At 70.1% G+C, this 23,291-nt stretch carries 23 protein-coding genes and 3 tRNA genes; 23 read left to right on the plus strand and 3 right to left on the minus strand.

Annotation, left to right across the window (positions count from 1 at the left end):
• Positions 1–2 precede the first annotated feature (2 nt).
• Positions 3–416: a TIGR03668 family PPOX class F420-dependent oxidoreductase gene (locus F1721_RS13820; protein WP_150067072.1), complete on the minus strand. Its 414-nt coding sequence runs from the start codon at positions 414–416 to the stop codon at positions 3–5.
• 28 nt (positions 417–444) lie between these two features.
• Here F1721_RS13820 and F1721_RS13825 point away from each other — a divergent pair, with 28 nt between their 5' ends.
• The 7 genes from F1721_RS13825 (at position 445) to F1721_RS13855 (ending at position 6,077) form a co-directional block, all read left to right on the plus strand.
• Positions 445–1,428 (plus strand): alpha/beta fold hydrolase, encoded by a 984-nt coding sequence (locus F1721_RS13825; protein ID WP_246154846.1) that lies wholly within the window; start codon positions 445–447, stop codon positions 1,426–1,428.
• 311 nt (positions 1,429–1,739) lie between these two features.
• Positions 1,740–4,367: a putative bifunctional diguanylate cyclase/phosphodiesterase gene (locus tag F1721_RS13830; RefSeq protein WP_150067074.1), complete on the plus strand. Its 2,628-nt coding sequence runs from the start codon at positions 1,740–1,742 to the stop codon at positions 4,365–4,367.
• Between the two features lie 133 nt (positions 4,368–4,500).
• Positions 4,501–4,573: transfer RNA gene (locus F1721_RS13835), tRNA-Thr, on the plus strand.
• A 105-nt stretch (positions 4,574–4,678) separates the two neighbouring features.
• Positions 4,679–4,754: transfer RNA gene (locus F1721_RS13840), tRNA-Met, on the plus strand.
• A gap of 67 nt (positions 4,755–4,821) precedes the next feature.
• Positions 4,822–4,986 carry a 50S ribosomal protein L33 gene (gene rpmG / locus F1721_RS13845; protein WP_010315521.1) on the plus strand — a complete coding sequence of 55 codons (165 nt, stop codon included), beginning with the start codon at positions 4,822–4,824 and terminating at the stop codon, positions 4,984–4,986.
• Between the two features lie 207 nt (positions 4,987–5,193).
• A complete protein-coding gene (locus tag F1721_RS13850) occupies positions 5,194–5,652 on the plus strand; it encodes a MaoC family dehydratase N-terminal domain-containing protein (protein ID WP_150067075.1) in 459 nt (152 codons plus the stop codon).
• Positions 5,652–6,077, plus strand: a complete 426-nt coding sequence (locus F1721_RS13855) for a MaoC family dehydratase (protein ID WP_150067412.1) — start codon at positions 5,652–5,654, stop codon at positions 6,075–6,077. Before F1721_RS13850 ends, F1721_RS13855 begins: the two co-directional genes overlap by 1 nt.
• A gap of 40 nt (positions 6,078–6,117) precedes the next feature.
• On the opposite strand, the gene F1721_RS13860 is transcribed toward F1721_RS13855, so the two are convergent.
• A complete protein-coding gene (locus tag F1721_RS13860; RefSeq protein ID WP_150067076.1) occupies positions 6,118–7,347 on the minus strand; it encodes a pyridoxal phosphate-dependent aminotransferase in 1,230 nt (409 codons plus the stop codon).
• A 201-nt stretch (positions 7,348–7,548) separates the two neighbouring features.
• Here F1721_RS13860 and F1721_RS13865 point away from each other — a divergent pair.
• The 5 genes from F1721_RS13865 to rplA all read left to right on the plus strand — a co-directional run bounded on the left by F1721_RS13865 (position 7,549) and on the right by rplA (position 10,354).
• A tRNA-Trp gene (locus F1721_RS13865) sits at positions 7,549–7,621 on the plus strand.
• A 30-nt stretch (positions 7,622–7,651) separates the two neighbouring features.
• Positions 7,652–8,053 carry a preprotein translocase subunit SecE gene (gene secE / locus F1721_RS13870; RefSeq protein WP_150067077.1) on the plus strand — a complete coding sequence of 134 codons (402 nt, stop codon included), beginning with the start codon at positions 7,652–7,654 and terminating at the stop codon, positions 8,051–8,053.
• 79 nt (positions 8,054–8,132) lie between these two features.
• The gene (gene nusG, locus F1721_RS13875; RefSeq protein WP_150067078.1) at positions 8,133–8,966 is read left to right on the plus strand and encodes a transcription termination/antitermination protein NusG; all 834 of its coding nucleotides are present in this window, start codon (positions 8,133–8,135) and stop codon (positions 8,964–8,966) included.
• 151 nt (positions 8,967–9,117) lie between these two features.
• Complete coding sequence (gene rplK / locus F1721_RS13880; protein ID WP_150067079.1) at positions 9,118–9,552, plus strand: 50S ribosomal protein L11; 435 nt, start codon at positions 9,118–9,120, stop codon at positions 9,550–9,552.
• A 91-nt stretch (positions 9,553–9,643) separates the two neighbouring features.
• Entirely contained in the window at positions 9,644–10,354 is a 711-nt protein-coding gene (rplA, locus tag F1721_RS13885; protein WP_150067080.1) for a 50S ribosomal protein L1, read from the plus strand.
• Positions 10,355–10,847: 493 nt separating this feature from the next.
• On the opposite strand, the gene F1721_RS13890 is transcribed toward rplA, so the two are convergent.
• Entirely contained in the window at positions 10,848–11,654 is an 807-nt protein-coding gene (locus F1721_RS13890; protein WP_150067081.1) for a hypothetical protein, read from the minus strand.
• Positions 11,655–11,974: 320 nt separating this feature from the next.
• Between F1721_RS13890 and rplJ the strand changes: the two genes are divergently transcribed.
• The 11 genes from rplJ to F1721_RS13945 all read left to right on the plus strand — a co-directional run bounded on the left by rplJ (position 11,975) and on the right by F1721_RS13945 (position 23,286).
• Positions 11,975–12,502: a 50S ribosomal protein L10 gene (gene rplJ, locus F1721_RS13895; protein WP_150067082.1), complete on the plus strand. Its 528-nt coding sequence runs from the start codon at positions 11,975–11,977 to the stop codon at positions 12,500–12,502.
• 87 nt (positions 12,503–12,589) lie between these two features.
• Positions 12,590–12,976 carry a 50S ribosomal protein L7/L12 gene (rplL, locus tag F1721_RS13900; RefSeq protein WP_150067083.1) on the plus strand — a complete coding sequence of 129 codons (387 nt, stop codon included), beginning with the start codon at positions 12,590–12,592 and terminating at the stop codon, positions 12,974–12,976.
• A gap of 586 nt (positions 12,977–13,562) precedes the next feature.
• Positions 13,563–14,759 carry an ABC transporter ATP-binding protein gene (locus F1721_RS13905; protein ID WP_150067084.1) on the plus strand — a complete coding sequence of 399 codons (1,197 nt, stop codon included), beginning with the start codon at positions 13,563–13,565 and terminating at the stop codon, positions 14,757–14,759.
• A complete protein-coding gene (locus F1721_RS13910; RefSeq protein ID WP_150067085.1) occupies positions 14,756–15,547 on the plus strand; it encodes an MlaE family ABC transporter permease in 792 nt (263 codons plus the stop codon). Before F1721_RS13905 ends, F1721_RS13910 begins: the two co-directional genes overlap by 4 nt.
• Positions 15,548–15,568: 21 nt before the next feature.
• Complete coding sequence (locus F1721_RS13915; RefSeq protein ID WP_150067086.1) at positions 15,569–16,408, plus strand: MlaE family ABC transporter permease; 840 nt, start codon at positions 15,569–15,571, stop codon at positions 16,406–16,408.
• Between the two features lie 34 nt (positions 16,409–16,442).
• Positions 16,443–17,819 carry an MCE family protein gene (locus F1721_RS13920; RefSeq protein ID WP_150067087.1) on the plus strand — a complete coding sequence of 459 codons (1,377 nt, stop codon included), beginning with the start codon at positions 16,443–16,445 and terminating at the stop codon, positions 17,817–17,819.
• Positions 17,816–18,838 carry an MCE family protein gene (locus tag F1721_RS13925; RefSeq protein WP_150067088.1) on the plus strand — a complete coding sequence of 341 codons (1,023 nt, stop codon included), beginning with the start codon at positions 17,816–17,818 and terminating at the stop codon, positions 18,836–18,838. Before F1721_RS13920 ends, F1721_RS13925 begins: the two co-directional genes overlap by 4 nt.
• Positions 18,835–19,815 carry an MCE family protein gene (locus tag F1721_RS13930; RefSeq protein ID WP_150067089.1) on the plus strand — a complete coding sequence of 327 codons (981 nt, stop codon included), beginning with the start codon at positions 18,835–18,837 and terminating at the stop codon, positions 19,813–19,815. The genes F1721_RS13925 and F1721_RS13930 overlap by 4 nt, the downstream gene beginning before the upstream one ends.
• A complete protein-coding gene (locus tag F1721_RS13935; RefSeq protein ID WP_211840477.1) occupies positions 19,812–20,984 on the plus strand; it encodes an MCE family protein in 1,173 nt (390 codons plus the stop codon). Before F1721_RS13930 ends, F1721_RS13935 begins: the two co-directional genes overlap by 4 nt.
• The gene (locus F1721_RS13940) at positions 20,981–22,183 is read left to right on the plus strand and encodes an MCE family protein (protein ID WP_150067090.1); all 1,203 of its coding nucleotides are present in this window, start codon (positions 20,981–20,983) and stop codon (positions 22,181–22,183) included. Before F1721_RS13935 ends, F1721_RS13940 begins: the two co-directional genes overlap by 4 nt.
• Positions 22,183–23,286, plus strand: a complete 1,104-nt coding sequence (locus F1721_RS13945) for an MCE family protein (RefSeq protein WP_150067091.1) — start codon at positions 22,183–22,185, stop codon at positions 23,284–23,286. Before F1721_RS13940 ends, F1721_RS13945 begins: the two co-directional genes overlap by 1 nt.
• Positions 23,287–23,291: the final 5 nt, after the last annotated feature.

Consider the following 23,291-nt stretch of genomic DNA (forward strand, 5'->3'; position numbering starts at 1 on the left):
GCTCAGGCCGACCGCCAGCCGGTCCACCGCTCCACCCGGATCACGATCAGTCGTCCGGTCGGGGGTTTTCGCCGGTACTGCGGGTACTTCTCGACGAGCGCGGCGACGAGGTCCGGGTGCGCGGCCGCATCGGTCACCTCGGCGCGGCCGTCGGCGCGGGTCCACCACAGCTGGTCCCAGTCCTCGTCGTAGTGGTCCGCGAGCAGCGCGACCTGCGGGTTCTCCGCCACGTTGCGCAGCCGCCGGAGATCGGAGGTCCGCTTCGGCTTGTGGTTGACTGCGGTGACGATCACACTCCCGCGGACCGCGAACACGATCGGCACCAGGTGCGGCCGTCCCACCGCATCTGCGCTGGCCAGGCGGGCCACGCGCGCCCGCTCGAACCAAGCGCGGGCCTGCTCCCGGTCGATGCGCACAGTCCTGTTCTCTCCGTATGTTCGAAGTGTGCCTTCGAGCGCTCCATCCACCCCAGGGTCCGCCACCGCCGTCGGCCCCGGCTACCGCGAACAGCTCTACTGGCTGCGCTACCAGGATTTCTTCCCCGGTGCCCTGCGGGTCACCGCGGAGAACGCGCCAGCCGAGCAGTGGTGGTCGTGGCGGGACGTCCAGGTGCACGTCGACCGCGTCGCGCGCGAGCACGCGCCGACCAAGCTGATCGCACTGCACGGCATCGGCACCTACGGCCGGGTGCTCGCCCCGTACGGGCGGCTGCCGACGCTGGCCGACCTCGAGTTCATCGCCCCCGACCTGCCCGGGTTCGGCCTCACCCGCGCGTCCCGGCGCGGCACCACCTACCAGGACTGGGTGGACTGCGTCCTCGACCTGGTCGAGCTGGAGCGCGCCCGCGACGACCGCCCGATCGTGCTGCTCGGCATGAGCACCGGCGGTCGGCTGGCCTACGACGTCGCCGCGCGCGCCGGTGGCGAGGTGGCCGGGGTGATCGCCACCTGCCTCATCGACCCGCAGCGCAGCGAGGCGCGCCGCCGCCTGGCCGCCCGGCCGGAGATGGCCCGCTGGTCGGGCCTGCTCGGGCTGGTGCCGGGCCCGCTGTCGACCGCGCGGGTGCCGACGCACTGGCTGGCCAACATCGCCGCGGTGTCCAACCACGCCCAGCTGGCCAACCTGGTGTGGGCCGACCCGATCGGCGGCGGCAGCTGGCTGGCGCTCGGCTTCGTCCGCAGCTGCCTCGCCGCGCCGCCCGCGGTCCGGCCGGAGGCCTTCACCGGCACGCCGGTGCTGCTGGCGCACCCGGCGGAGGACCGCTGGACGCCGCCGCTGCTGTCCCAGCGGTTCCACGACCGGATCGGCGGGCCCACCCGCTTCGCCGCGCTGACCGGCGCCGGTCACCTGCCCGTCGAGGAGTCCGGGCTGGCCGACCTGGACCGGGCGATCCGCGACTTCCTGGACGAGTTCGGGCTGCAGTGGTGACCTTGCGTGATCGGCGTGCGCGGACCGTGCGCGACGATTTGGTTGCTGCGGCGATCCTCACAGGATCGTCGCGGTCGCGGCGCTGAGCCCAACGAGCCGTGGTGCTCGCAGATCGTTGTGAAATATTTGCAGGTCAACTCCCGGTCTCGGATGAAGATGTCCAGACCTGCTGTCGGCACCGGTGCCGATGTTCGCGTCCGCCAGGTGCGACGGGGGCCATTCGCCCCTGGCCAAGGCGTACCGGCGTGCGTCACGATCGGCCACGGCGTTTTTGTGGTACGCCCGCACAGCTCGGGCGGGGAGGAGCGTGGATGATCGGGCGTCACCGCTCCCTCGGTCCGCAGTCCGAACTGGAGCCCGCACGACCGCCGGTGCGCCCCGAGGTCGACCCGGCGCGGCGGCGGGCCTTCACCGGGTTCTCCTTCGCGGTCCTGGCCGCCGGGGTGCTGGCCTCGGTGCTGACCTCGGTCTGGATGCCCTTCCACTACCGGGCCGACCTGCTGTTCCTCGGCCCGCTGCTGGCCATGGGCTTCCTGCTGGCCGAGCAGCTGACCATCGACGTGGACGTCAAGCGGGTCGGCTGGACGATCTCCTTCACCGAGATCCCGCTGATCCTGGCGCTGCTCACGGTCCCGTTCGAGGTGGCGCTGACGGCGAACCTGCTGGCCGGGCTGGGTGCGCAGGTCGGTCGCCGCGCGGCCACCCACGTCGCCTACAACGCCGGGGTCATGTGCCTGGAGATCGCGGTGCCGTTCGCGGTCGCCTACGCGGTCAACCAGGCGCTGGCCACCGTCGCCCCGATCTGGTTCGGCCCGGTCGTGGGCACCCTCACCTCGTCGCTGATCAGCTGCGGCTTCGCGCTCGCCGCGCTGCACGTGCTGGGCGGCGCGATGCGGGTCGCCGCCGGTGCGCGGCTGGCGGTGCGCACGCTGGCCGTCGGCCTGCTGAACACCTCGGTCGGCCTGGTCAGCTACGAGGTGGCGCTGAGCACCCCGTGGGGCTGGCTGCTGGTGGCGCTGGTCGCCGCCGCGGTGATCGGCCTGTACCGGGCCTACTCCGACCTGATGCGCGAGCAGCGCGACCTGGAAGCGCTCAGCGACGTGAGCCTGAGCGTGGCCCGCTACGGGCAGCGCAGCGCGCAGAGCCCCGGCGAGGCCGCGGAGGCGGAGCCGGAGGTCGGCGAGTGGGAGCCCGTCGCCGAGCGGATCCGCGAGCAGCTGAACGCCACCCGGGTGGTCCTGCGCCTGCGGCTGGACCCGAGCGGCGAGGTGAGCACGCTCGTCGCCGGTGAGGACCTGCCGGACGCGGCCTGGCAGGCCGCCCCGTCGGCGCTGCGCGAAGATCCGCTGCTGCAGCTGCCCGGCAGCCACGTGCGCTCGTTCCGGACGCTGGAGGCCCCGGAGGAGGTCCGCCGGGCGTTGCGCCAGCGCGGCGCGTACGAGGCGCTGGTCGTCCCGCTGCGCGGCGCGACGCAGCTGCTCGGCGCCGTCGAGGTGCACGACCGGGTCAGCCGCTGGCGCGGGTTCGGCCGGGCGGACGTGCGGCTGCTGCACACCCTCGCCAGCCACCTGGCGACCGCGATGGACAACCGCCGCCTGCTCGCGCGGCTGCGCCACGACGCCTACCACGACCCGCTGACCGGCCTGCTCAACCGGACCGGGTTCCGCGAGATGGCGGCCGAGGAGCTGCGCAACGGCCGCACCGCGGTCGTGCTGCGCATCGACCTCGACGTGCTCACCACGGTCAGCGAAGCCCTCGGCTACACCTGGGGCGACCGGATGGTCGTCGCCGCCGGGCAGCGGATGAGCGAGGAGCTCGGCGAGGCCCCGCTGGCCCGCCTGGAGGCCAACTCCTTCGCGGTCCTGCTGCTGGACCGCAGCGAGGCCCAGGCCCACGAGGTGGCCCAGCACCTGCGCGAGACGATCGCCCGCCCGTACCCGCTGGACCGGATCGTGGTGGAAGCCGCGGGCGTCGCCGGGTACGCCTCGTCCGCGCCCTCCGACGGCGAGTGCGAGAACGACATCGACACCCTGCTGCAGCGCGCCGACGTCGCGGTGCGCGCGGCGCGCAACGGCGAGGACGGGGTGCGCGGCTACGCGCCCGCGATGGGGCAGGTGTTCCTGCGCCGGTTCCAGCTGGTCACCCAGTTCCGGCAGGCGCTGGACACCGGCCAGGTCGAGGTGCACTACCAGCCCAAGGTGGCGCTGCCGGAGCGCCGGGTGGTCGGCGCGGAGGCGCTGGTGCGCTGGTCGCACCCGGAGTACGGGCGGCTGGACCCGGACGAGTTCGTGCCGCTGGTCGAGGCCACCGGCCTGGTCGACGCGCTCACCTCGTTCGTGATGGAGTGCGCGCTGGTCAAGATCCGGCAGTGGCTGGACGCCGGGCTGCGGATGTCGGTGGCGGTGAACCTCTCGGTGCGCAACCTCGCCGACGAGACCTTCCCGGACCGCGTGGCCGAGGCGCTGCTGCGCCACGACATCCCGCCCGAGCTGCTGACCTTCGAGCTCACCGAGTCCAGCGTGATGGCCGACCCGGAGCGCTCGCTGCCGGTGCTGAGGCGGCTGCACGCGATGGGCGTGGTGCTGGCGGTGGACGACTTCGGCACCGGGTACTCGTCGCTGGCCTACCTGCGGCAGCTGCCGGTGGACGAGGTGAAGATCGACAAGAGCTTCGTGCTCGGCATGGGCACCGACCTCGGCGACATGGCGGTGGTCCGCTCGATCGTCGAGCTGGGCCACTCCCTGGACCTCGTGGTGGTCGCCGAGGGCGTCGAGGACGACGCGGCCCGGGACCAGCTGGTGCAGATGGGCTGCGACGTGGCGCAGGGCTACCTGATCTCCCGCCCGCTGTCCGAGGAGCGCTTCGAGGCGTGGCTGCAGGCCCGCACCAAGCGCGGGACCGGCTCCCGATCCGAGACCGTCCTCACACTCCTGCACTGATCCCGGTTTTGCCGCCCAGAACGCCTCCTGGCGCCGAAAAAGCGGCTCTGACCAGGGTTTTCACCAAAAGTGGACCCCCCTGTTCCGGGTCCCTTCCGGGGTGTGTAAAGTTCTAGACGTTCCGCAGGGACACGCCCCAATAGCTCAGTCGGCAGAGCGTCTCCATGGTAAGGAGAAGGTCTACGGTTCGATTCCGTATTGGGGCTCGAAAGACAGCCGCAGTGCTCGGTAAACTAGGTGCTGTGGCTGTTTTGCGTGGGATATCCTGCGTCGGCTGAGGCTGCCGGTGCTCGCATCGAAGGTCCCAGCATGGCGGTGTAGCTCAGTCGGTAGAGCAAGCGGCTCATAATCGCTGTGTCGCCGGTTCAAGTCCGGCCACCGCTACCAGTCACCGGTTCGCGCGGATCACCCGCGAACCGTCCCAGCAGTATCACCGAGACAGAAAGGCACCCCCGTGGCCGCCACCGACGTCCGACCCAAGATCACGCTGGCGTGCGAGGAGTGCAAGCACCGCAACTACATCACCAACAAGAACCGGCGCAACGACCCGGACCGCTTGGAGATGAAGAAGTTCTGCCCGAACTGCGGTACGCACAAGCTGCACAAGGAAACCCGCTGAGCGAGGTGTGCTCGCGGAAGCCCCCGGTTTCCGCCAGCGCCTAGCGAGGGGTCCGCACCGGATCTCCCGCCTCCTCTCGAGGCTTTCAGCCCGTCCCCGATTGTCGGGGGCGGGCTTTTGTGTTGCTCGCTTCGCGTGGTGTGGGGAGGGGCACTGGTGTTCGTGCAGGTGGGTTGGGGCTGGTCGGGGGTCGGGTAGCCTGCGCGGGTGCCGCTTGACCAGTCATTCATCGGACGTGAGTACCCGCCGACCGCGCCTTACGAGGTCGGGCGGGAGAAGATCCGGGAGTTCGCCGCCGCGATCAAGGACGAGTCGCCGCTGTACCGGGACGCCGAGGCCGCGAGGGCCGCCGGGTACCCCGACGTGATCGCGCCGCCCACCTTCGCGGTGATCCTGTCCATGGGCTCGCACGACGCGATCGTCGAGGACCCGCAGCTCGGGCTGGACTACAGCCGGGTGGTGCACGGGCAGCAGGAGTTCACCCACCACCGGCCGATCCGGGCCGGTGACCGGCTGGTCACCGTGGTGCACGTGGACGACATCAAGACCCGCGCGGGCAACGACTTCCTGACCGTCCGGTCCGAGATCAGCACCGTCGAGGGCGAGCCGGTGTGCACCGCGAAGTCGATGCTGGTGGCCCGCGGCGCGGCGGAGGGCGAGGCGTGATGAACGTGCGGATGTCCGAGGTCGCCGTCGGCGACCAGCTGCCCGAGCTGAGCGTGCCGCTCACCCGCGCCGACCTGGTCCGGTACGCGGGCGCCTCCGGCGACTTCAACCCGATCCACTGGAACGAGCGGTTCGCCACCGAGGTCGGGCTGCCGGACGTGATCGCGCACGGCATGCTCACCATGGCCGTGGCCGGTCGGGTGGTCAGCGAGTGGACCGGCGACCCCGGCGCGATCGTCCACTACAGCGTCCGCTTCACCCGCCCCGTGGTGGTGCCCGACGACGGCACCGGCGCCCGGGTGGACGTCTCCGGCAAGGTCTCGGCGATCAACGACGACGGCACGGTCAAGGTCACCATCACGGCCAAGAGCGCGTCCCAGGGCGTCCTCGGCGGTGCCAGCGCCATCGTCCGCCTGCCCCAGTAGCGGGACAGGGGCACCCGCGGGCGCGGGTGCCCCGCACCGGCTACTCCGCCTCGGAGAGCAGGGACGCCAGGCGGGTCACGCCGGTGACCAGGTCGTCGTCGCCGAGGGCGTAGGAGAGGCGGAAGTAGCCGGGGGTGCCGAAGGCCTCGCCCGGGACCACCGCCACCTCGGCCTGCTCCAGGGCCAGCGCCGCCAGCTCCACGCTGGTCTGCGGGCGGACCCCGCGGATCTCCTTGCCCAGGAGCTCCTTCACCGACGGGTACGCGTAGAACGCGCCCTGCGGCTCGGGGCAGCTGACGCCGGGGATCGCGGACAGCAGCTCGACCATCTTGCGGCGGCGCCGGTCGAACGCCGCGCGCATCTCGTGCACCGCGTCCAGCGGGCCGCTGACGGCCTCCAGCGCGGCCCGCTGCGAGACGTTCGCGACGTTGGACGACAGGTGCGACTGCAGGTTCGTCGCCGCCTTGATCACGTCCGCCGGGCCGATCATCCAGCCGACCCGCCAGCCGGTCATCGCGTAGGTCTTGGCGACGCCGTTGAGCACCACGCAGGTGTCCGCCAGCTCGGGCACCACCGCGGGCATCGACACGTGCCGGGCGTCGCCGTAGACCAGGTGCTCGTAGATCTCGTCGGTGATCACCCAGATGCCGTGCTCGACGGCCCAGCGGCCGATCGCCTCGACCTGCTCCGGCGGGTAGACCGCGCCGGTCGGGTTGGACGGCGAGTTGAACAGCAGGACCTTGGTGCGCGGCGTGCGCGCCGCCTCCAGCTGGTCGACGGAGACCAGGTAGCCGGTCGACTCGTCGGCCGGGACCACCACCGGAACTCCACCCGGCAGGGTGATCGCCTCCGGGTAGGTGGTCCAGTACGGGGCGGGCAGCAGCACCTCGTCGCCCGGGTCCAGCAGGGTCTGGAACGCCTGGTAGACGGCCTGCTTGCCGCCGTTGGTGATCAGCACCTGGCCTGCCTCGACGGCGTAGCCTGAGTCCCGCCGGGTCTTCGCGGCGACGGCTTCGCGCAGCTCCGGCAGGCCCGCGGCCGGGCTGTACCGGTGGTTCTTCGGGTCGGTGCAGGCGGCGACGGCGGCGTCCACGATCGGCTGGGGCGTCGGGAAGTCGGGTTCCCCGGCGCCGAACCCGATCACCGGGCGCCCGGCGGCCTTGAGCGCCTTCGCCTTGGTGTCCACGGCCAGCGTGGCGGACTCGCTGATGCCGCCGATCCGCGCGGACACCCGCGCTCCGGTCTGGTGGTCTGCGTCAGGTGTGGCCATGCCGGCATCCTGGCAGAAGTGGCCACCGCCACGCTTCTCACCTGCGGCGGAGTTGTTCTTGGTGCGACACGGGGGGTGCCGTTGGAAACCGCTTGTCGGTGTGCCGTACACTTTCGAACCTGGGATGCCTGAGCACCGTGGAACCCCGGTTCCATGGCGGTGCAGGGCGTCCCGAACTGCGGTCGGGCTCCATGGCCGCAAAGGGGTGTAGCTCAATTGGCAGAGCAGCGGTCTCCAAAACCGCAGGTTGCAGGTTCAAGTCCTGTCACCCCTGCGTCGATGCGACGGTGAGCGGAGGATTGGCGTGAGCGAGGACCGCGAGCAGGAGCAGGGCGGGGCGCGCGACGACGCCAACCGTCCGTCCAGCGCTGCGGCGCGGCGCGAGCGCCGTGCTTCCTCCCGTCCGACCGGCCGCAAGGGCCGGTCCGGCGAGTCGGGTTCCGGCTCGACGCGCACAACTGAGTCGAAGGGTCGGCCGACCCCATCGCGGGACGGTCGGCAGGGTCGGGTTTCGCTGTTCCGGAAGATCGGACGCTTCCTGCGCGAGGTCGTCGCCGAACTGCGCAAGGTCATCTGGCCGACGCGCAAGGCGCTGGTGACCTACACGTTCGTGGTGCTGGTGTTCGTCAGCGTCATGGTGGCGTTCGTGGCCGGCGTGGATGTGCTCTTCGCCAAGGGCGTGGGCTGGCTGTTCGGCTCCGGCTGAACCTTCGGGCCCGCGCTTTAGGTGGTGCCGGCGGAGCAACGACCCGGCACGGAACGCACGAGAGGAAGCGAGACCGACTGTGACCTCCCACGAGGGCCAGGAAACCACCGGCCTCACCGACGAGCAGGTGCAGCCAGCGGCCGACGAGGTCGAGGCGGCCGCGGACTCGGTCGACGCAGTCGAGTCCGCCGAGGGTGCCGACTCCGGCGAGGACACCGGTTCCACCGACGACACCGAGGCTCAGACCGAGGCCGACGCCGCCGACGAGGCCGGTGCGGAGGCCGAGGACGAGGGCGAGGAGCCCGACCCGGTCGAGGAGCTGCGCGCCGCGCTGCGCCGCGCGCCCGGCGACTGGTACGTCGTGCACTCGTACGCCGGTTACGAGAACAAGGTCAAGACCAACCTCGAGACCCGCGCCCAGACGCTGGACGTCGAGGACTTCATCTTCCAGGTCGAGGTGCCGACCGAAGAGGTCACCGAGATCAAGAACGGCCAGCGCAAGCTGGTGCAGCGCAAGGTGCTGCCCGGCTACATCCTGGTCCGGATGGAGCTCAACGACGCGTCCTGGAGCGCGGTGCGCAACACGCCGGGGGTCACCGGCTTCGTCGGCGCCACCTCCAAGCCGTCGCCGCTGACCATCGACGAGGTGCTGAAGTTCCTCGCGCCGCAGGTGGAGGAGAAGAAGGCCGAGCCGGGCAAGAAGGCCGCGGCCGCGCCGAGCGCCGCCAAGCCCGCGGTGGAGGTCGACTTCGAGGTCGGCGAGTCCGTCACCGTCATGGACGGGCCGTTCGCGACCCTGCCCGCGACCATCAACGAGGTCAACCCGGACGCCCAGAAGCTCAAGGTCCTGGTGTCGATCTTCGGCCGCGAAACGCCGGTTGAGCTGTCGTTCAACCAGGTTTCCAAGATCTGACCGGCTCCCCTCGGGAGCACGGCGGCTGCGCGCGGATCTGGCAGGACCGCGCGCAGAAGCGGGCGATGCCACCGTTTCGTGGTCTCGCCAGATTCGGCCCCGCAACTGGGCGGGGCCGGGCAACCGGATAGCGAAGACACAGGAAGCAAACATGCCGCCCAAGAAGAAGAAGCTGGCAGCGATCATCAAGCTGCAGATCCAGGCGGGCCAGGCCAACCCGGCCCCGCCGGTCGGCCCCGCGCTGGGTCAGCACGGCGTCAACATCATGGAGTTCTGCAAGGCCTACAACGCCGCGACCGAGCAGCAGCGCGGCAACGTGGTGCCGGTCGAGATCTCCGTCTACGAAGACCGGTCCTTCGACTTCAAGCTGAAGACCCCGCCGGCCGCGAAGCTGCTGCTGAAGGCCGCGGGCGTGCAGAAGGGCAGCGGCGAGCCGCACAAGACCAAGGTCGGCAAGGTGTCCATGGACCAGGTCCGCGAGATCGCGCAGACCAAGATGGAAGACCTCAACGCCAACGACATCGACCAGGCCGCCAAGATCATCGCCGGCACCGCCCGGTCGATGGGTCTGACCGTCGAGGGCTGACCCCGGGGCCGGTTCCGACCGGGCACCTCTGTGGGAGGGCTCCAGCGCAGCCCGACCAACCACAACTGATCCACCGCTGATAGGGACAGAAATGGCAAAGCGCAGCAAGGCATACCAGCAGGCGGCCGAGCTGATCGACCGGGCGCGGCTGTACGCCCCGGCGGAAGCCGCCGAGCTGGCGAAGAAGACCGCCAAGGTCAAGTACGACGCCACCGTCGAGGTGGCGCTGCGGCTGGGCGTCGACCCCCGCAAGGCAGACCAGATGGTCCGCGGCACCGTGAACCTGCCGCACGGCACTGGTAAGACTGCCCGCGTCATCGTGTTCGCCGTCGGCGACAAGGCCGCTGAGGCCGAGGCCGCCGGGGCGGACGCGGTTGGTTCCGAGGACCTGATCGAGCGCATTCAGGGCGGCTGGCTCGATTTCGACGCGGCGATCGCCACCCCGGACCAGATGGCCAAGGTCGGCAAGGTGGCCCGCATCCTGGGCCCGCGCGGCCTGATGCCGAACCCGAAGACCGGCACCGTCACCCCGAACGTCACCAAGGCGGTCGCGGACATCAAGGGCGGTAAGATCAACTTCCGCGTCGACAAGCAGGCCAACCTGCACTTCATCATCGGCAAGGTGTCGTTCGACACCGAGAAGCTGGTGGAGAACTACGCGGCCGCGCTGGACGAGATCCTGCGCGCCAAGCCGTCGGCGTCGAAGGGCCGGTACCTGAAGAAGGTCACCTTCACCACGACGATGGGCCCGGGCATCCCGGTCGACCCGAACGTCACCCGCGGCATCGCGGCTTCCGCCTGATCCCGCAATCCCGCCGAAGGGGCGGGCCGACCACCCGGTCGGCCCGCCCCTTTCGCGTCCGGTGCTCGCCAGGAGCGGACGTCGACCGCGGTCCCGCGATTTCAATGGAAATCAGACGTCTGATTTCCATTGAGGTTTTTCCAACCTCGTTCTGCGTGGCGGTGCCGGTGGCGGAACCTCAGCGCCCGCCTGGACTCCGGGTGCCCAACTTTATGTATGCCAATACACGGCAGTTGGGCCGTCCTCGCCAGGCGAACGCTGAGAACCCGCGGCGGTGCGAGCTGCGAGGGTGGGCTATGCGCCTGCGGCGCATGCGACACCTGCCGACCGGTGCCGGTCGCCCTTCGCAGCTGCGGTCCACGGGCAGGATGAAAAAGGCTCATTGAAATCGCGGGAGTTCTCCGCCGGACGGCGGAGCTGTTCGCCTCCCTCAGCGCGGGGCGCCCGACACGCCGACGGTCACAGTTTCAATTGAAACTCTGGTCGGGGCAGGTCAGGGGCAGGTGGAGGTCTGTCGGTCGTAGGCGCTGATCGCCCAGCCGCCGTCCTGCTGCTGGGTGAGCTTGAGGCTGCCCAGCTGGGGGCCGCCCGTCACCTGGATCCGGCAGCCGTGCACCACGGCCTCCCGGCCGATCATGGCGATCGCGTCGTAGCCGATCTTCGGGTTCGCGTACGCGCTCCCGTTGGTGATCTGGTCGTGCACCTGGCGGGCGGCGGTGGCGCAGTCGGGGGCCCCGTGGGCGGTGGCGAAGCCGTTCTCGCCCGCCGCGTCGAACAGGCCGCACGCCTGCGTCGGGTCGTCGCCGCGCAGCAGGTTGTAGATGTCGAACAGCGCGTCCTGCGGGGTCGGTGCCTTCCGCGGCTGCGGGCGGACCGGGGGCTGGCCGCTGCTGCTGGTGTCCGAGCTGCTGTTGCTGCTGCCGAAGTAGTAGTCGTAGGCGTAGTTCAGGAGGAGCAGGAGGACGAGGAGGTAGATCAGGCGGCGGACGAACTTGTAGCGGAGGAGGCCGAGGGCCGTCTTCCACCAGGGCTTCTTCGGCTTGTCCGCGGGTTGGGCGCTGGTCGGCGGGGGGACCGCGACGTCGCCGCCCTGGGATTCCTGCCATTCCCGGAACTTCTGGAACTGCAGGAACTGCTGGTACTGCCGGAACTCCTCGTCGTCGGTCGGCTGCGCCGGTTTGGCCGGTTCCGGCGCGGCGACCACCTCGTTCTCCACGACCTCCGCGTCGACGACGTCCGCGGGGCGGGGCTTGTCCGGCAGGTTCGAGCCGGGCTCCGGCGACTCGTGCTGATCAGCCACGCCTCACATGATGCCCGCCCGTGCGGTGGAGGTCACCACCAGCGCGGATGTCGAGGGGTGGTTGGAAGCGCCGGGGAGGCGTCGCGTACTCTTGAGGAGGTTCCACCCAAGACCGCTGGTCTTCTCCGCTCCCCGCGAGGGGTTGGTGGAGAACTAAGGTCCCGTGAGATGCGGGCGGCCCGCGCAGGAGGGACGAGGCTACGCGTGCGCGCCCAGGCGCGCCCATGATCTTGACGCCCCGTGCTTGCTGCGCCGGGGCGTTTTGTCGTCTCAGGACCGACTGGATGCGGATCACAGTCGGAGATGAGAGAGGAGGCGACATGGCGAAGCCCGACAAGGTCGATGCGGTCACCGAGATCGCTGAGCACTTCAACACCTCGACCGCTGCGGTCGTGACCGAGTACCGCGGGCTGTCCATGGCGCAGCTGTCCGAGCTGCGCCGCGCCCTCGGGGCGGGCACGACGTACCGTGTCGCGAAGAACACGCTGGTCAAGCGTGCCGCCGAGCAGTCGGGCGTCGAGGGGCTCGACGACCTGTTCGTCGGCCCGACCGCGATCGCCTTCGTCGAGGGCGAGCCGGTCGACGCCGCCAAGGCCCTGAAGGAGTTCGCCAAGGCCAACGACGCCTTGGTGATCAAGGGCGGTTACATGGACGGCCGCGCGCTGTCCGTGTCCGAGGTCGAGAGCATCGCCGACCTCGACTCGCGCGAGGTCACGCTGGGCAAGCTGGCCGGTGCGATGAAGGCCAAGATGGGCCAGGCCGCCGCGCTGTTCGCCGCGCCGGCGTCCCAGGTGGCTCGGTTGGCCGCTGCTCTGCAGGAGAAGAAGGGCAGCGACGCCGACGCCTGAGTCCCCCGCGGATGCAGTTGTCGGTCGCAAGAACTCCCCTCCCGGGTGCCGCCGGTGCTCGGGCACTGAACGGAAAGGAACGCCGTCGTGGCGAAGCTGAGCAACGAAGAGCTGTTGGACGTCTTCAAGGAGATGACCCTCCTGGAGCTGTCGGAGTTCGTGAAGCAGTTCGAGGAGACCTTCAACGTCACCGCCGCCGCCCCGGCCGCCGTCGTGGCCGCCCCGGGTGCCGCGGGTGCCGCCCCGGCCGCTGAGGAGCAGGACGAGTTCGACGTCATCCTCGAGGGTGCCGGCGACAAGAAGATCCAGGTCATCAAGGTCGTCCGCGAGATCGTCTCCGGCCTGGGCCTGAAGGAGGCCAAGGAGCTGGTCGAGGGCGCTCCGAAGCCGATCCTGGAGAAGGTCGAGAAGGAGAAGGCCGAAGAGGCCAAGGCCAAGCTGGAAGAGGCCGGCGCCTCCATCTCCCTCAAGTGAGCTGATGCCTGTCTGACGAACTCGTTCTGCGTGGCGGTGCCGGTAGCGGAACCTCAGCGCCCGCCTGGACTGCGGATGCCCAGTCTTAGCCAATACACGGCGGCTGGGCCGTCCTCGCCGGAAGGAACCCCAGAGGGGTGGGCACTGAGAACCCGCGGCGGTGCGAGTTGCGAGGGTGGGCTAAGCGGCTTCGCCGCTTCAAAAACAAAGACCACCACGGGATTCGAAGACAGGCTGGAGGGGCCATCCGCCGCTCCTGACTCACCGTGATAGGGCGGGCACTCGCAGTTGCGGGTGCCCGCCCTTATTTTGCTTCGCGGAATTCTCGAATCCCGTCATTCGGACCATTCCGCCGGTTTCGAATTCGATCTTCCCGGCGGCGAACCCGCTGGCCGGGGGCCGCCAACGCAAAACGGGGCTGGAAAAACTGCATTGGCAGAAGTTCTGGTGAACTGGTGAGTAACCCCTTCGCGTCGGGCTCGTTGCACAGGTGTGACGCTGATGACCTTCGTTGTCCGCGTCACATGTGTCAGGCTGCCTCTCCAGGTGGTTCGGCTGAGTTGCATTCGAGGACGCGGAGGTTCGGATGGGCGTCGAGGTGGTTGTCGACGGGCTGTCGAAGTCCTTCGGCGCGCAGACCATCTGGCGGGATGTCACGCTGACGCTTCCTCCCGGCGAGATCAGCGTGCTGCTGGGGCCTTCCGGGACCGGGAAGTCGGTCTTCCTGAAGTCGTTGGTGGGGCTGCTCAAGCCGGAGCGGGGCAAGATCGTCATCAACGGCGTGGACATCTGCACCTGCCCGGAGCGCGAGCTCTACGAGGTCCGGAAGCTGTTCGGCGTGCTGTTCCAGGACGGCGCGCTGTTCGGGTCGATGAACCTGTTCGACAACATCGCCTTCCCGCTGCGCGAGCACACCCGCAAGAGCGAGTCCGAGATCCGCCGGATCGTGCTCGAGAAGATGGAGATGGTCGGGCTCATCGGCGCCGAGGAGAAGCTGCCGGGCGAGATCTCCGGCGGCATGCGCAAGCGCGCCGGGCTGGCCCGGGCGCTGGTGCTGGACCCGGAGATCATCCTGGTCGACGAGCCGGACTCCGGGCTGGACCCGGTCCGCACCGTGCTGCTGAACCAGGTGATCGTCGACCTCAACGCGCAGATCGACGCGACGATCCTGATCGTCACCCACGACATCAACACCGCCCGCACCGTGCCGGACAACATCGGCATGCTCTACCGCCGGAACCTGGTGATGTTCGGTCCGCGCGAGGTGCTGCTGACCTCGCCGGAGCCGGTGGTGGTGCAGTTCCTCAACGGCCGCCCGGACGGGCCGATCGGCATGACCGAGGAGAAGGACACCGGGGCCGACGAGCTGGCGCGGCTGAGCGAGATCTCGGTGCCGCCGATGATGCCGCAGCTGGACGTCACCCCCGGCATGCCGGAGCGGACCGCGGTGCGCCGCCGCAAGGAACGGGTGCTGCGGCAGCTGCGCAGCCTGGCCCCGTCGGCGCAGCAGGAGATCCTGAAGACGTTGACCCCGGAGGAGCTCGCGCTCTACGGCTTCTCCGCGCCCGCGACCGGCGCGTGGCCGCAGCAGACCGAGCCGATCGCGCCGACCCCGGCCCCGCTGCCGCAGGACGAGGTCGCCGACGTGCCGCAGCAGGTGCGCCCGACGCCGTACCCGCGGGAGCCGGAGGCGCCGCCGTGGGGCGGGGCGCCGGAGCAGACCGCCGAGCCGGTCGAGTCGTCGCGCCGCCGCTGGTTCGGCCGCAAGCGGGGTGAGCAGTGAGTTCGCCGTCGCAGGCGCGGTTTCCGGGTGCGGCGGGCTTGCGGGAGACCGGGCGCCTGTTCGCGCTCGGGCTGGACGTGCTGCGCTCGCTGCCGAAGCGCCCGTTCCAGCTCCGCGAGTTCATCCAGCAGTGCTGGTTCATCGCGAGCGTGACGATCCTGCCGACCGCGCTGGTGTCCATCCCGTTCGGCGCGGTGATCGCGCTCCAGCTCGGTTCGCTGACCCGGCAGATCGGCGCGCAGTCGTTCACCGGTGCGGCCAGCGTGCTGGCCATCATCCAGCAGGCCGCGCCGATCGTGACCGCGCTGCTGATCGCCGGTGCCGGTGGTTCGGCGATCTGCGCGGACCTGGGTTCGCGGAAGATCCGCGACGAGATCGACGCGATGGAGGTGCTGGGCATCTCGCCGATCCAGCGCCTGGTGGTGCCCCGGGTGCTGGCCGCGATGCTGGTGGCCGTGCTGCTCAACGGCATGGTCAGCGTGGTCGGCGTGCTGGGCGGCTACACGTTCAACGTGATCATGCAGGGCGGCACGCCCGGCGCCTACATGGCGAGCTTCAACGCGCTCGCGCAGCTGCCGGACCTGTGGATCGGCGAGATCAAGGCGCTGATCTTCGGCTTCCTGGCCGGTGTGGTGGCGGCCTACCGCGGCCTGCACCCGCCGCCCGGCCCGAAGGGCGTCGGCGACGCGGTGAACCAGTCGGTGGTGATCACCTTCCTGCTGCTGTTCGCGGTGAACTTCGTGCTCACCACGATGTATCTGCAACTCGTGCCGCCCAAGGGCATGTGACGGGCCACCAGGGGAATTGACATGGTGACGATCTCGCAGCGCGCCAAGCGCGCGGCCCGGCGGCCGTTGCAGCTGCTGGACGAGCTGGGCGACCAGCTGTCGTTCTACGTGCGGTCGCTGGTGTGGGTTCCGCGCGCGATCACGCGCTACGCCAAGGAGACGCTGCGGCTGCTGGCCGAGGTGAGCTTCGGCAGCGGGGCGCTGGCGGTGATCGGCGGCACGGTCGGCGTGATGATCGGGCTGACCCTGTTCACCGGCACCGTGGTGGGCCTGCAGGGCTTCGCCGCGCTGGACCAGCTGGGCACCTCGGCGTTCGCCGGGTTCGTCTCGGCGTACTTCAACACCCGCGAGATCGCGCCGCTGGTGGCCGGTCTGGCGCTGTCGGCGACGGTCGGCTCCGGTTTCACCGCGCAGCTGGGCGCGATGCGGATCTCCGACGAGATCGACGCGCTCGAGGTGATGGGCGTGCCGAGCCTGCCGTACCTGGTGACCACGCGGGTGATCGCCGGGTTCATCGCGGTGATCCCGCTGTACGTGCTGGGCCTGCTCACCTCGTACGTGGCGGCGCGGGCGGTGACGGTCTACGTCTACGGCCAGTCCGCGGGCACCTACGACCACTACTTCAACCTGTTCCTGCCTCCCGAGGACGTGCTGTGGTCCTTCGGGAAGGTGCTGGTGTTCAGCGTCGTGGTGATCATGACGCACTGCTTCTACGGCTACCGGGCCAGCGGCGGCCCGGCCGGGGTCGGCGTGGCGGTGGGTCGCGCGGTGCGGACCGCGATCGTGACCACCGCGCTGCTGGACTTCTTCCTCAGCCTCGCGATCTGGGGCACCACTACGACGGTTCGGATCACCGGATGAGTACCAAGGGTGCTTTGACAACGCTGGAGGCGTCATGAGCGACAATCGGCGCAGCCCGCTCATGAAAGCCGACCGGGTGCGGGTGGCCCGCAAGACACTGCGGCGCCGGGCCCTGGGCCTCGCGTTCCTGCTGTGCATGGTGCTGTTCGTCAGCCTGACCGTGGCCACCTACCAGAAGGCGTTCACGTCCAGCGTGGACGTGGTGCTCAAGGCCGCCTCCACGGGAAACCAGCTGCTGCCCGAGTCGGACGTGAAGGTGCGCGGCATGGTCGTCGGCCGCGTGGTCAAGGTCGAGTCCACTGGGGACGGTGCGGAGCTGCACCTGGCGCTGGAGCCGGACAAGGTGGAGCACCTGCCGTCCAACGTCTCGGCGCGGCTGCTGCCGCGGACCCTGTTCGGCGAGCGCTACGTCTCGCTGGAGCTGCCCGAGCAGGCCGCGTCCACCACGCTGGCCGCCGGTGACGTCATCGAGCAGGACCGCACCAGCGCGGGCATCGAGCTGGAGAAGGTGCTGGCCGACACCATGCCGGTGCTGCAGGCGGTGCACCCCGACGACCTCGCGGTCACGCTGAACGCGCTGGACCAGGCGCTGTCCGGGCGCGGGGAGCAGCTGGGCGAGACGCTGTCGCAGCTGAACACCTACCTGGACGGCCTCAACCCGTCGGTGCCGGACCTGCAGCGCAACCTCAAGGAGCTGGTCGGCGTCGCCGAGACCTACGAGGAGGCCGCGCCGGACGTTCTGGAGGCGCTGGACAACTTCAGCACCACGGCGCGAACCCTGGTGGCGCAGCGGGAGAACCTGAAGACCCTCACCGGTCAGCTGACCACCACCGCGGGCGACACCACCGCGTTCCTGGAGAACAACCGGAAGAACATCATCCAGCTCGGCGAGGCGCAGCGGCCGACGCTGGACGTGCTGGCGAAGTACTCGCCGGAGTACAAGTGCTTCCTGGACGAGATGGCCGCCTACGTGCCGCGCATCCGGAAGGTGTTCGGCGAGGGCACGAACGAGCCCGGCCTGCACATCACGCTGGAGGTCGTGGCGCACCGCGGCAAGTACCGCCCGAACCAGGACGAGCCGGAGTACAACGACAAGCGCGGCCCGCGCTGCTACAACCTGATGCCGCTGCCCGACCCGATCCCCGAGTACCCGCCGGACGGGCCGTTCGACGACGGTTCGGTGCCGCCCGCGCCGTCGCACCAGGTCGACAAGGGCCTGAACCCGCCGCAGATGGGCGAGGGCTACCTGCCGGCCAGCACCTCCCCGCAGTGGGTGAACTCCCCGGCGGAGCGGGACATGGTGTCGGTGGTGCTGGCCCCGGCCGTCGGCCGGAGCGCCGCTGACCTGCCCGACTGGGGGTCGCTGCTGGTCGGCCCGGTCCTGCGCGGAGCGGAGGTGAGCTACCGGTGAACGGTCGCAGCATCACCGGACCGCTGGTCAAGTTCCTGATCTTCGTGCTGGTCACCGTGCTGGCCACCGGGCTCCTGGTGCTGACCATCGCCAACCGGGACCTGCGCTCGGCGGAGTCCTACAGCGCGCGGTTCACCGACGTGACCAGCCTCAACGAGGGCGACGAGGTGCGCATCTCCGGGGTGAAGGTCGGCGAGGTGGAGAGCATCGAGCTGGTGGACCACCGGGTGGCGGAGGTGCGGTTCAACGTGGCCGACCGGCCGCTGCCGGCCACCGTGACCGCCACCATCAAGTACCGGAACCTGGTCGGCCAGCGATACATCGCGCTGGAGCCCGGCCCGGGCGACAACGGCGTGCTGCGGGCGGGCTCGACGATCCCGCTGGAGCGCACTAAGCCCGCGCTGGACCTCACGGTGCTGCTGGGCGGGTTCAAGCCGCTGTTCCAGGCGCTGTCGCCGGAGGACGTCAACAAGCTCTCCTTCGAGATCATCCAGGTGCTGCAGGGCGAGGGCGGCACGGTGGAGAGCCTGCTGGCCCACACCGCCTCGCTGACCTCCACCATCGCCTCCCGCGACCAGGTGATCGGGCAGGTGATCGACAACCTCAACGGGGTGCTGGACACGGTCAACGCCCGCGACCAGCAGCTGTCCGAGCTGGTCGGCCAGCTGCGGCAGGTGGTCTCGGGGCTGTCCGAGGACCGGCACGCCATCGGCGACGCGGTGACCGCGATGGACGGTCTGACCAACAGCACCGCCGGGCTGCTCACCGAGGCCCGCCCGGGGCTGCAGCAGGACATCGCCGGGCTCGGCTCGCTGTCGCAGAACCTCAACGACAACGAGGAGATCGTCGAGCGGTGGATGCAGAACATGCCGGGCAAGGTCGAGATGCTCACCCGGACCGCCTCGCACGGCTCCTGGTTCAACTTCTTCAACTGCAAGATGACCGGAACCGTGGGCGTCGGTGAGCTGAACCTGCCGCTACCGCTGGTGCCGGTGTCCCAGCCGAGGTGCCAGCGATGACTGCATTCTCCAAGCGCGACCCGCTCAAGATCGGCATCGGCGGCCTGCTGGTGCTGGTGCTGATGTTCGTGCTCGCGATGAACTTCGAGCGGCTGCCGCTGGTCGGCGGCACCACCTACACCGCGCAGTTCACCGAGGCGGCCGGGCTGCGGCCGGACAACGAGGTGCGCATCGCCGGGGTGAAGGTCGGCTCGGTCTCCGACGTGGAGCTGGAGGACGGCCACGTGCTGGTCAGCTTCCGGGTCGACGACGCCTGGATCGGCGACCACACCACCGCCGCGATCAAGATCAAGACGCTGCTCGGGCAGAAGTACCTGGCGCTGGACCCGCAGGGCGGCCAGGAGATGGACCCGTCCGAGCCGATCCCGCTGCAGCGCACCATGTCGCCCTACGACGTGATCAACGCCTTCAGCGACCTTTCGTCCACTGTGGACAAGGTGGACACCAAGCAGCTCGCGGACAGCTTCCGGGCGATGTCGGAGACCTTCTCCGGCACCCCGGACGAGGTCGGCGGCGCGCTGGACGGGCTGTCCCGGCTGTCGCAGACCATCTCCTCCCGCGACGAGCAGCTGGAGCACCTGCTGAACAACACCTCGCAGGTCTCCCGGACCATCGCCGACCGCAACGCCGACTTCGAGAAGCTGCTCGCCGACGGCAACCTGCTGCTGGAGGAGATCCGGGCGCGGCGGGACTCGATCAGCGCCCTGCTGGAGGGCACCCGCCAGCTGTCCCAGCAGCTGACCGGCCTGGTCGACGACAACGCCGCGCAGATCGGCCCGGCCCTGCAGCAGCTGGACCGGGTCACCAAGATGCTGCAGCGCAACCAGGACAACCTGAACCGGAGCCTGGAGATGTTCGCGCCGTTCACCCGCCTGTTCTCCAACGTCGTGGGCAACGGCCGGTGGTTCGACAGCTACGTCTGCGGTCTGCTGCCGCCCGCCGTCGGTCCGATCAACCAGAAGGGCTGCCAGCCATGACCAGCGCACGCCCCTCGCCCGTCCGGATCCTGTCGATCGCGGTGGTGCTGGTGCTCGCCGCGACCGCCGCCGTCTGGTGGCTGTTCTTCGGCGCCGCCGAGCGCAAGGTCACCGCCTACTTCAACGCCGCGGTCGGCATCTACCCCGGCGGCGACGTCCGCGTCCTCGGCGTCCCGGTGGGCACCGTCGACGAGGTCGTCCCGCAGGGGAAGCTGGTGCGGGTCGTGATGAGCGTGGACCGCGACGTCGAGGTGCCCGCCGACGCGGGCGCGGTCGCCGTCGCGCCGAGCGTGGTCAGCGACCGGTACGTGCAGCTGACCCCGGTCTACCGCGGCGGGCCGACGCTCGAGGACGGCGCGGTGATCCCGAAGGAGCGCACCGCCACCCCGGTCGAGCTGGACTCGATCTACCGCAGCCTCAACGACCTGGCCAGCGCGCTCGGCCCGACCGGCGCCAACGCCGACGGCGCGCTGACCGACCTGCTCAACACCGGTGCGGCCAACCTGCAGGGCAACGGGCAGGCGCTGTCGGACACCATCCGCAACCTCGGCGAGGCCGGGACCACGCTGTCCGGCAACAGCGAGCAGCTGTTCGCCACCGTCGACAACCTGCAGAAGTTCACCTCGATGCTGGCCGCCAACGACGACCAGGTGCGCCGGTTCAACACCCAGATGCAGCAGGTCAGCTCGTTCCTGGCGGGCGAGCGCGAGGACATGGGCGCGGCGATGGCCGAGCTCGCCGTGGCGCTGGGCAAGGTGGAGTCCTTCGTGCGGGACAACCGCGAGCTGCTCAAGTCCAACGTGGACCAGCTGCACGGGGTGTCCGAGGTGCTGGTGCGGCAGAAGGAAGCGCTCCGCGAATCGCTGGTGAACACGCCGCTGGCGCTGTCCAACCTCTCCAACGTCTACAACGGCGCGGCGGGGACCCTGGACACCCGGATCGCCATCAACGAGCTGGCCCAGCCGCCCGCGGTCGCGGTGTGCAAGCTGCTGGAGCAGCAAGCCCCGGCGGACGTGCCGAAGGAGGTCAGCGACGCGTGCCAGTCGCTGCAGCCGGTCCTCGACGGCGTGGCGAAGCTGCCGACGCCCGCGGAGGCGCTCAACGCCATCCAGACCGGCAAGCTGCCGGAGCTGCCGCTCCCGCTGACCCCGCAGGGAGGCACCCGATGAACCTCCGCCGAATCCGCCGTCCGCGCCTCCCGAAACGGGCGTGGCGCGTGGGAGCTGCCGCGGCGTTGGCGCTGGTCGTGGTCGGGGGGTGCAGTTCTCGCGGGGTGTACGACATGCCGCTGCCCGGCGGGGCCGACGTCGGTGATCACCCGTACGAGGTGAAGGTGCACTTCGACGACGTGCTGGACCTGGTGCCCAACGCCGGGGTCCGGGTCAACGACGTGCCGGTCGGCCGGGTCAGCACCATCGGGCTCGCCCCCGGGTCCTGGGACGCCGAGGTGACCGTGCTGGTCAACGGCGACGTGCGGCTGCCCGCCAACGCCACCGCCCGGCTGCGCCAGTCCAGCCTCCTCGGCGAGAAGTACGTCGAGCTCGCCGGGCCGCCCGAATCGCAGCCGCCGGTCGGGAAGCTGTCCGACGGCGACGTCATCGACCGGGCCAGCACCGGCCGCAACCCCGAGGTCGAGGAGGTGCTGGGCGCGCTGTCGATGCTGCTCAACGGCGGTGGCGTCGCCCAGATCCAGAACATCACCAAGGAGCTCAACGCCGCGCTGGAGGGCCGCGAGTCCGACGTGCGCGGCCTGCTGTCCAACTTGGACGAACTGGTGTCCGGTCTGGACGCCCAGCGCGACGACATCACCCGCGCCCTGGACAGCGTCAACCGGCTCAGCGCCCGCATCAACGAGCAGCGCGGCAGCATCGACACCGCGCTGCGCGACCTGGAACCGGGCCTGCGGGTGCTCAACGAGCAGCGCACCCAGCTGGTCGACATGCTGAAGGCGCTGGACCGGCTCTCGGTGGTGGCCACCGACGTGGTCAACCGCTCCGGCGACGACCTGGTGCACAACCTCGACCAGCTCGCCCCGGTGCTGCAGCAGCTGACCGCGGCGGGGGAGAACCTGCCGAAGTCGCTGGAGGTGCTGCTCACCTTCCCGTTCCCGGACAACGTGGTGGACGGCATCCAGAACAGCGACTACGTCAACCTCTACACCGACGTCAACCTCAACCTCACCGACGTGCTGCAGAACCTGGGCCGCAGCAGGCAGCCGCTGATCCCGCTGCCGGACGCGGTGCAGAACCTGCCGCTGCCCCTGACCCCGCCCGCGCAGGGCACCGCACCACCACCGCCGCCGCCCGCCGAGCCGGAGAAGGACTCCGGCGGCGGCCTGCTGGGCTCGCTGCTGGGAGGTGGCCGCTGATGCTCACCCGTCGAGTTCGCCTGCAGATCGTCGCGTTCGTCGCGATCGCCCTGGTCGGCGTCAGCTTCGCCGGTGCCCGCTACGCCGGGCTGGACCGGCTGTTCGGCCCCCGCGGCTACGTGGTCACGCTGCAGCTCGCCGACACCGGCGGTGTCTTCGAGAACGCCGAGGTCACCTACCGCGGCGTGCCGGTCGGCCGGGTCGGCACCATCGAGCTCACCGCCAGCGGGGTGAACGTCCCGCTGGACATCGAGTCCAGCGCCCCGAGCATCCCGAGCGACGTCGAGGCCGTGGTGACCAACCGGTCCGCGGTCGGCGAGCAGTACGTGGACCTGCGGCCCAAGCGGGACGACGGCCCGTTCCTGGAGCAGGGCTCGGTGATCACCCAGGAGTCGGCGACCACCCCGCTGCCGGTGGAGACGCTGATGACCAACCTGGACGGGCTGGCCAACTCGGTGCCGGAGGACTCGCTGCGCACCGTGGTCAGCGAGCTGGGCACCGCGTTCCGCGACAACGGCGGCCACCTGCAGACCATCGTCGACACCAGCCGCGAGTTCATCTCCACCGCCCAGCAGCACCTGCCGCAGACCGTGCAGCTGCTGGAGGACGGCAAGACCGTGCTGGCCACCCAGAACGAGCAGGGCTCGTCGATCAGGTCCTTCGGCCGCGACCTCCGCCTGCTGTCCGAGCAGCTGGAGCGCTCCGACGGCGACCTGCGCGCGGTGATCGAGAAGGCCCCGCCGGCCGCCCAGCAGGTCAGCGGGTTCATCCGGGAGAACCAGCAGCTCACCCCGCTGCTGGCGAACCTGACCACCACCTCACAGCTGATCGCCAAGCACGTCGACGGCATCGAGCACGCCCTCGTCGTCTACCCGGCCGCGGTCACCGTGAGCCGCACGGTGGTGCCCGGCGACGGCACCGCGCACTTCGGCCTGGTGCTCAACGCCTTCGACCCGCTGCCCTGCACCAAGGGCTACGAGAACAGCGATCGCCGCAACGGCATCGAGATGGACCCGGTGCCGGTCAACACCGAAGCCCGCTGCGCGGAACCCCCGGGTAGCGAGACCTCGGTGCGCGGCGCGCAGAATGCACCCGGGCAGTAGGAGAG

Source organism: Saccharopolyspora hirsuta, assembly GCF_008630535.1.
GTDB classification, from domain to species: domain Bacteria; phylum Actinomycetota; class Actinomycetes; order Mycobacteriales; family Pseudonocardiaceae; genus Saccharopolyspora; species Saccharopolyspora hirsuta.

Coding starts and splice junctions, on each gene's coding strand:
- F1721_RS13830 (WP_150067074.1), top strand. CDS start 1,740: ATGATCGGGCGTCACCGCTCCCTCGGTCCGCAGTCCGAACTGGAGCCC.
- F1721_RS13855 (WP_150067412.1), top strand. CDS start 5,652: ATGAACGTGCGGATGTCCGAGGTCGCCGTCGGCGACCAGCTGCCCGAG.
- F1721_RS13860 (WP_150067076.1), bottom strand. CDS start 7,347: ATGGCCACACCTGACGCAGACCACCAGACCGGAGCGCGGGTGTCCGCG.
- rplK (WP_150067079.1), top strand. CDS start 9,118: ATGCCGCCCAAGAAGAAGAAGCTGGCAGCGATCATCAAGCTGCAGATC.
- rplA (WP_150067080.1), top strand. CDS start 9,644: ATGGCAAAGCGCAGCAAGGCATACCAGCAGGCGGCCGAGCTGATCGAC.
- rplJ (WP_150067082.1), top strand. CDS start 11,975: ATGGCGAAGCCCGACAAGGTCGATGCGGTCACCGAGATCGCTGAGCAC.
- F1721_RS13905 (WP_150067084.1), top strand. CDS start 13,563: ATGGGCGTCGAGGTGGTTGTCGACGGGCTGTCGAAGTCCTTCGGCGCG.
- F1721_RS13915 (WP_150067086.1), top strand. CDS start 15,569: ATGGTGACGATCTCGCAGCGCGCCAAGCGCGCGGCCCGGCGGCCGTTG.
- F1721_RS13920 (WP_150067087.1), top strand. CDS start 16,443: ATGAGCGACAATCGGCGCAGCCCGCTCATGAAAGCCGACCGGGTGCGG.
- F1721_RS13930 (WP_150067089.1), top strand. CDS start 18,835: ATGACTGCATTCTCCAAGCGCGACCCGCTCAAGATCGGCATCGGCGGC.
- F1721_RS13935 (WP_211840477.1), top strand. CDS start 19,812: ATGACCAGCGCACGCCCCTCGCCCGTCCGGATCCTGTCGATCGCGGTG.
- F1721_RS13940 (WP_150067090.1), top strand. CDS start 20,981: ATGAACCTCCGCCGAATCCGCCGTCCGCGCCTCCCGAAACGGGCGTGG.
- F1721_RS13945 (WP_150067091.1), top strand. CDS start 22,183: ATGCTCACCCGTCGAGTTCGCCTGCAGATCGTCGCGTTCGTCGCGATC.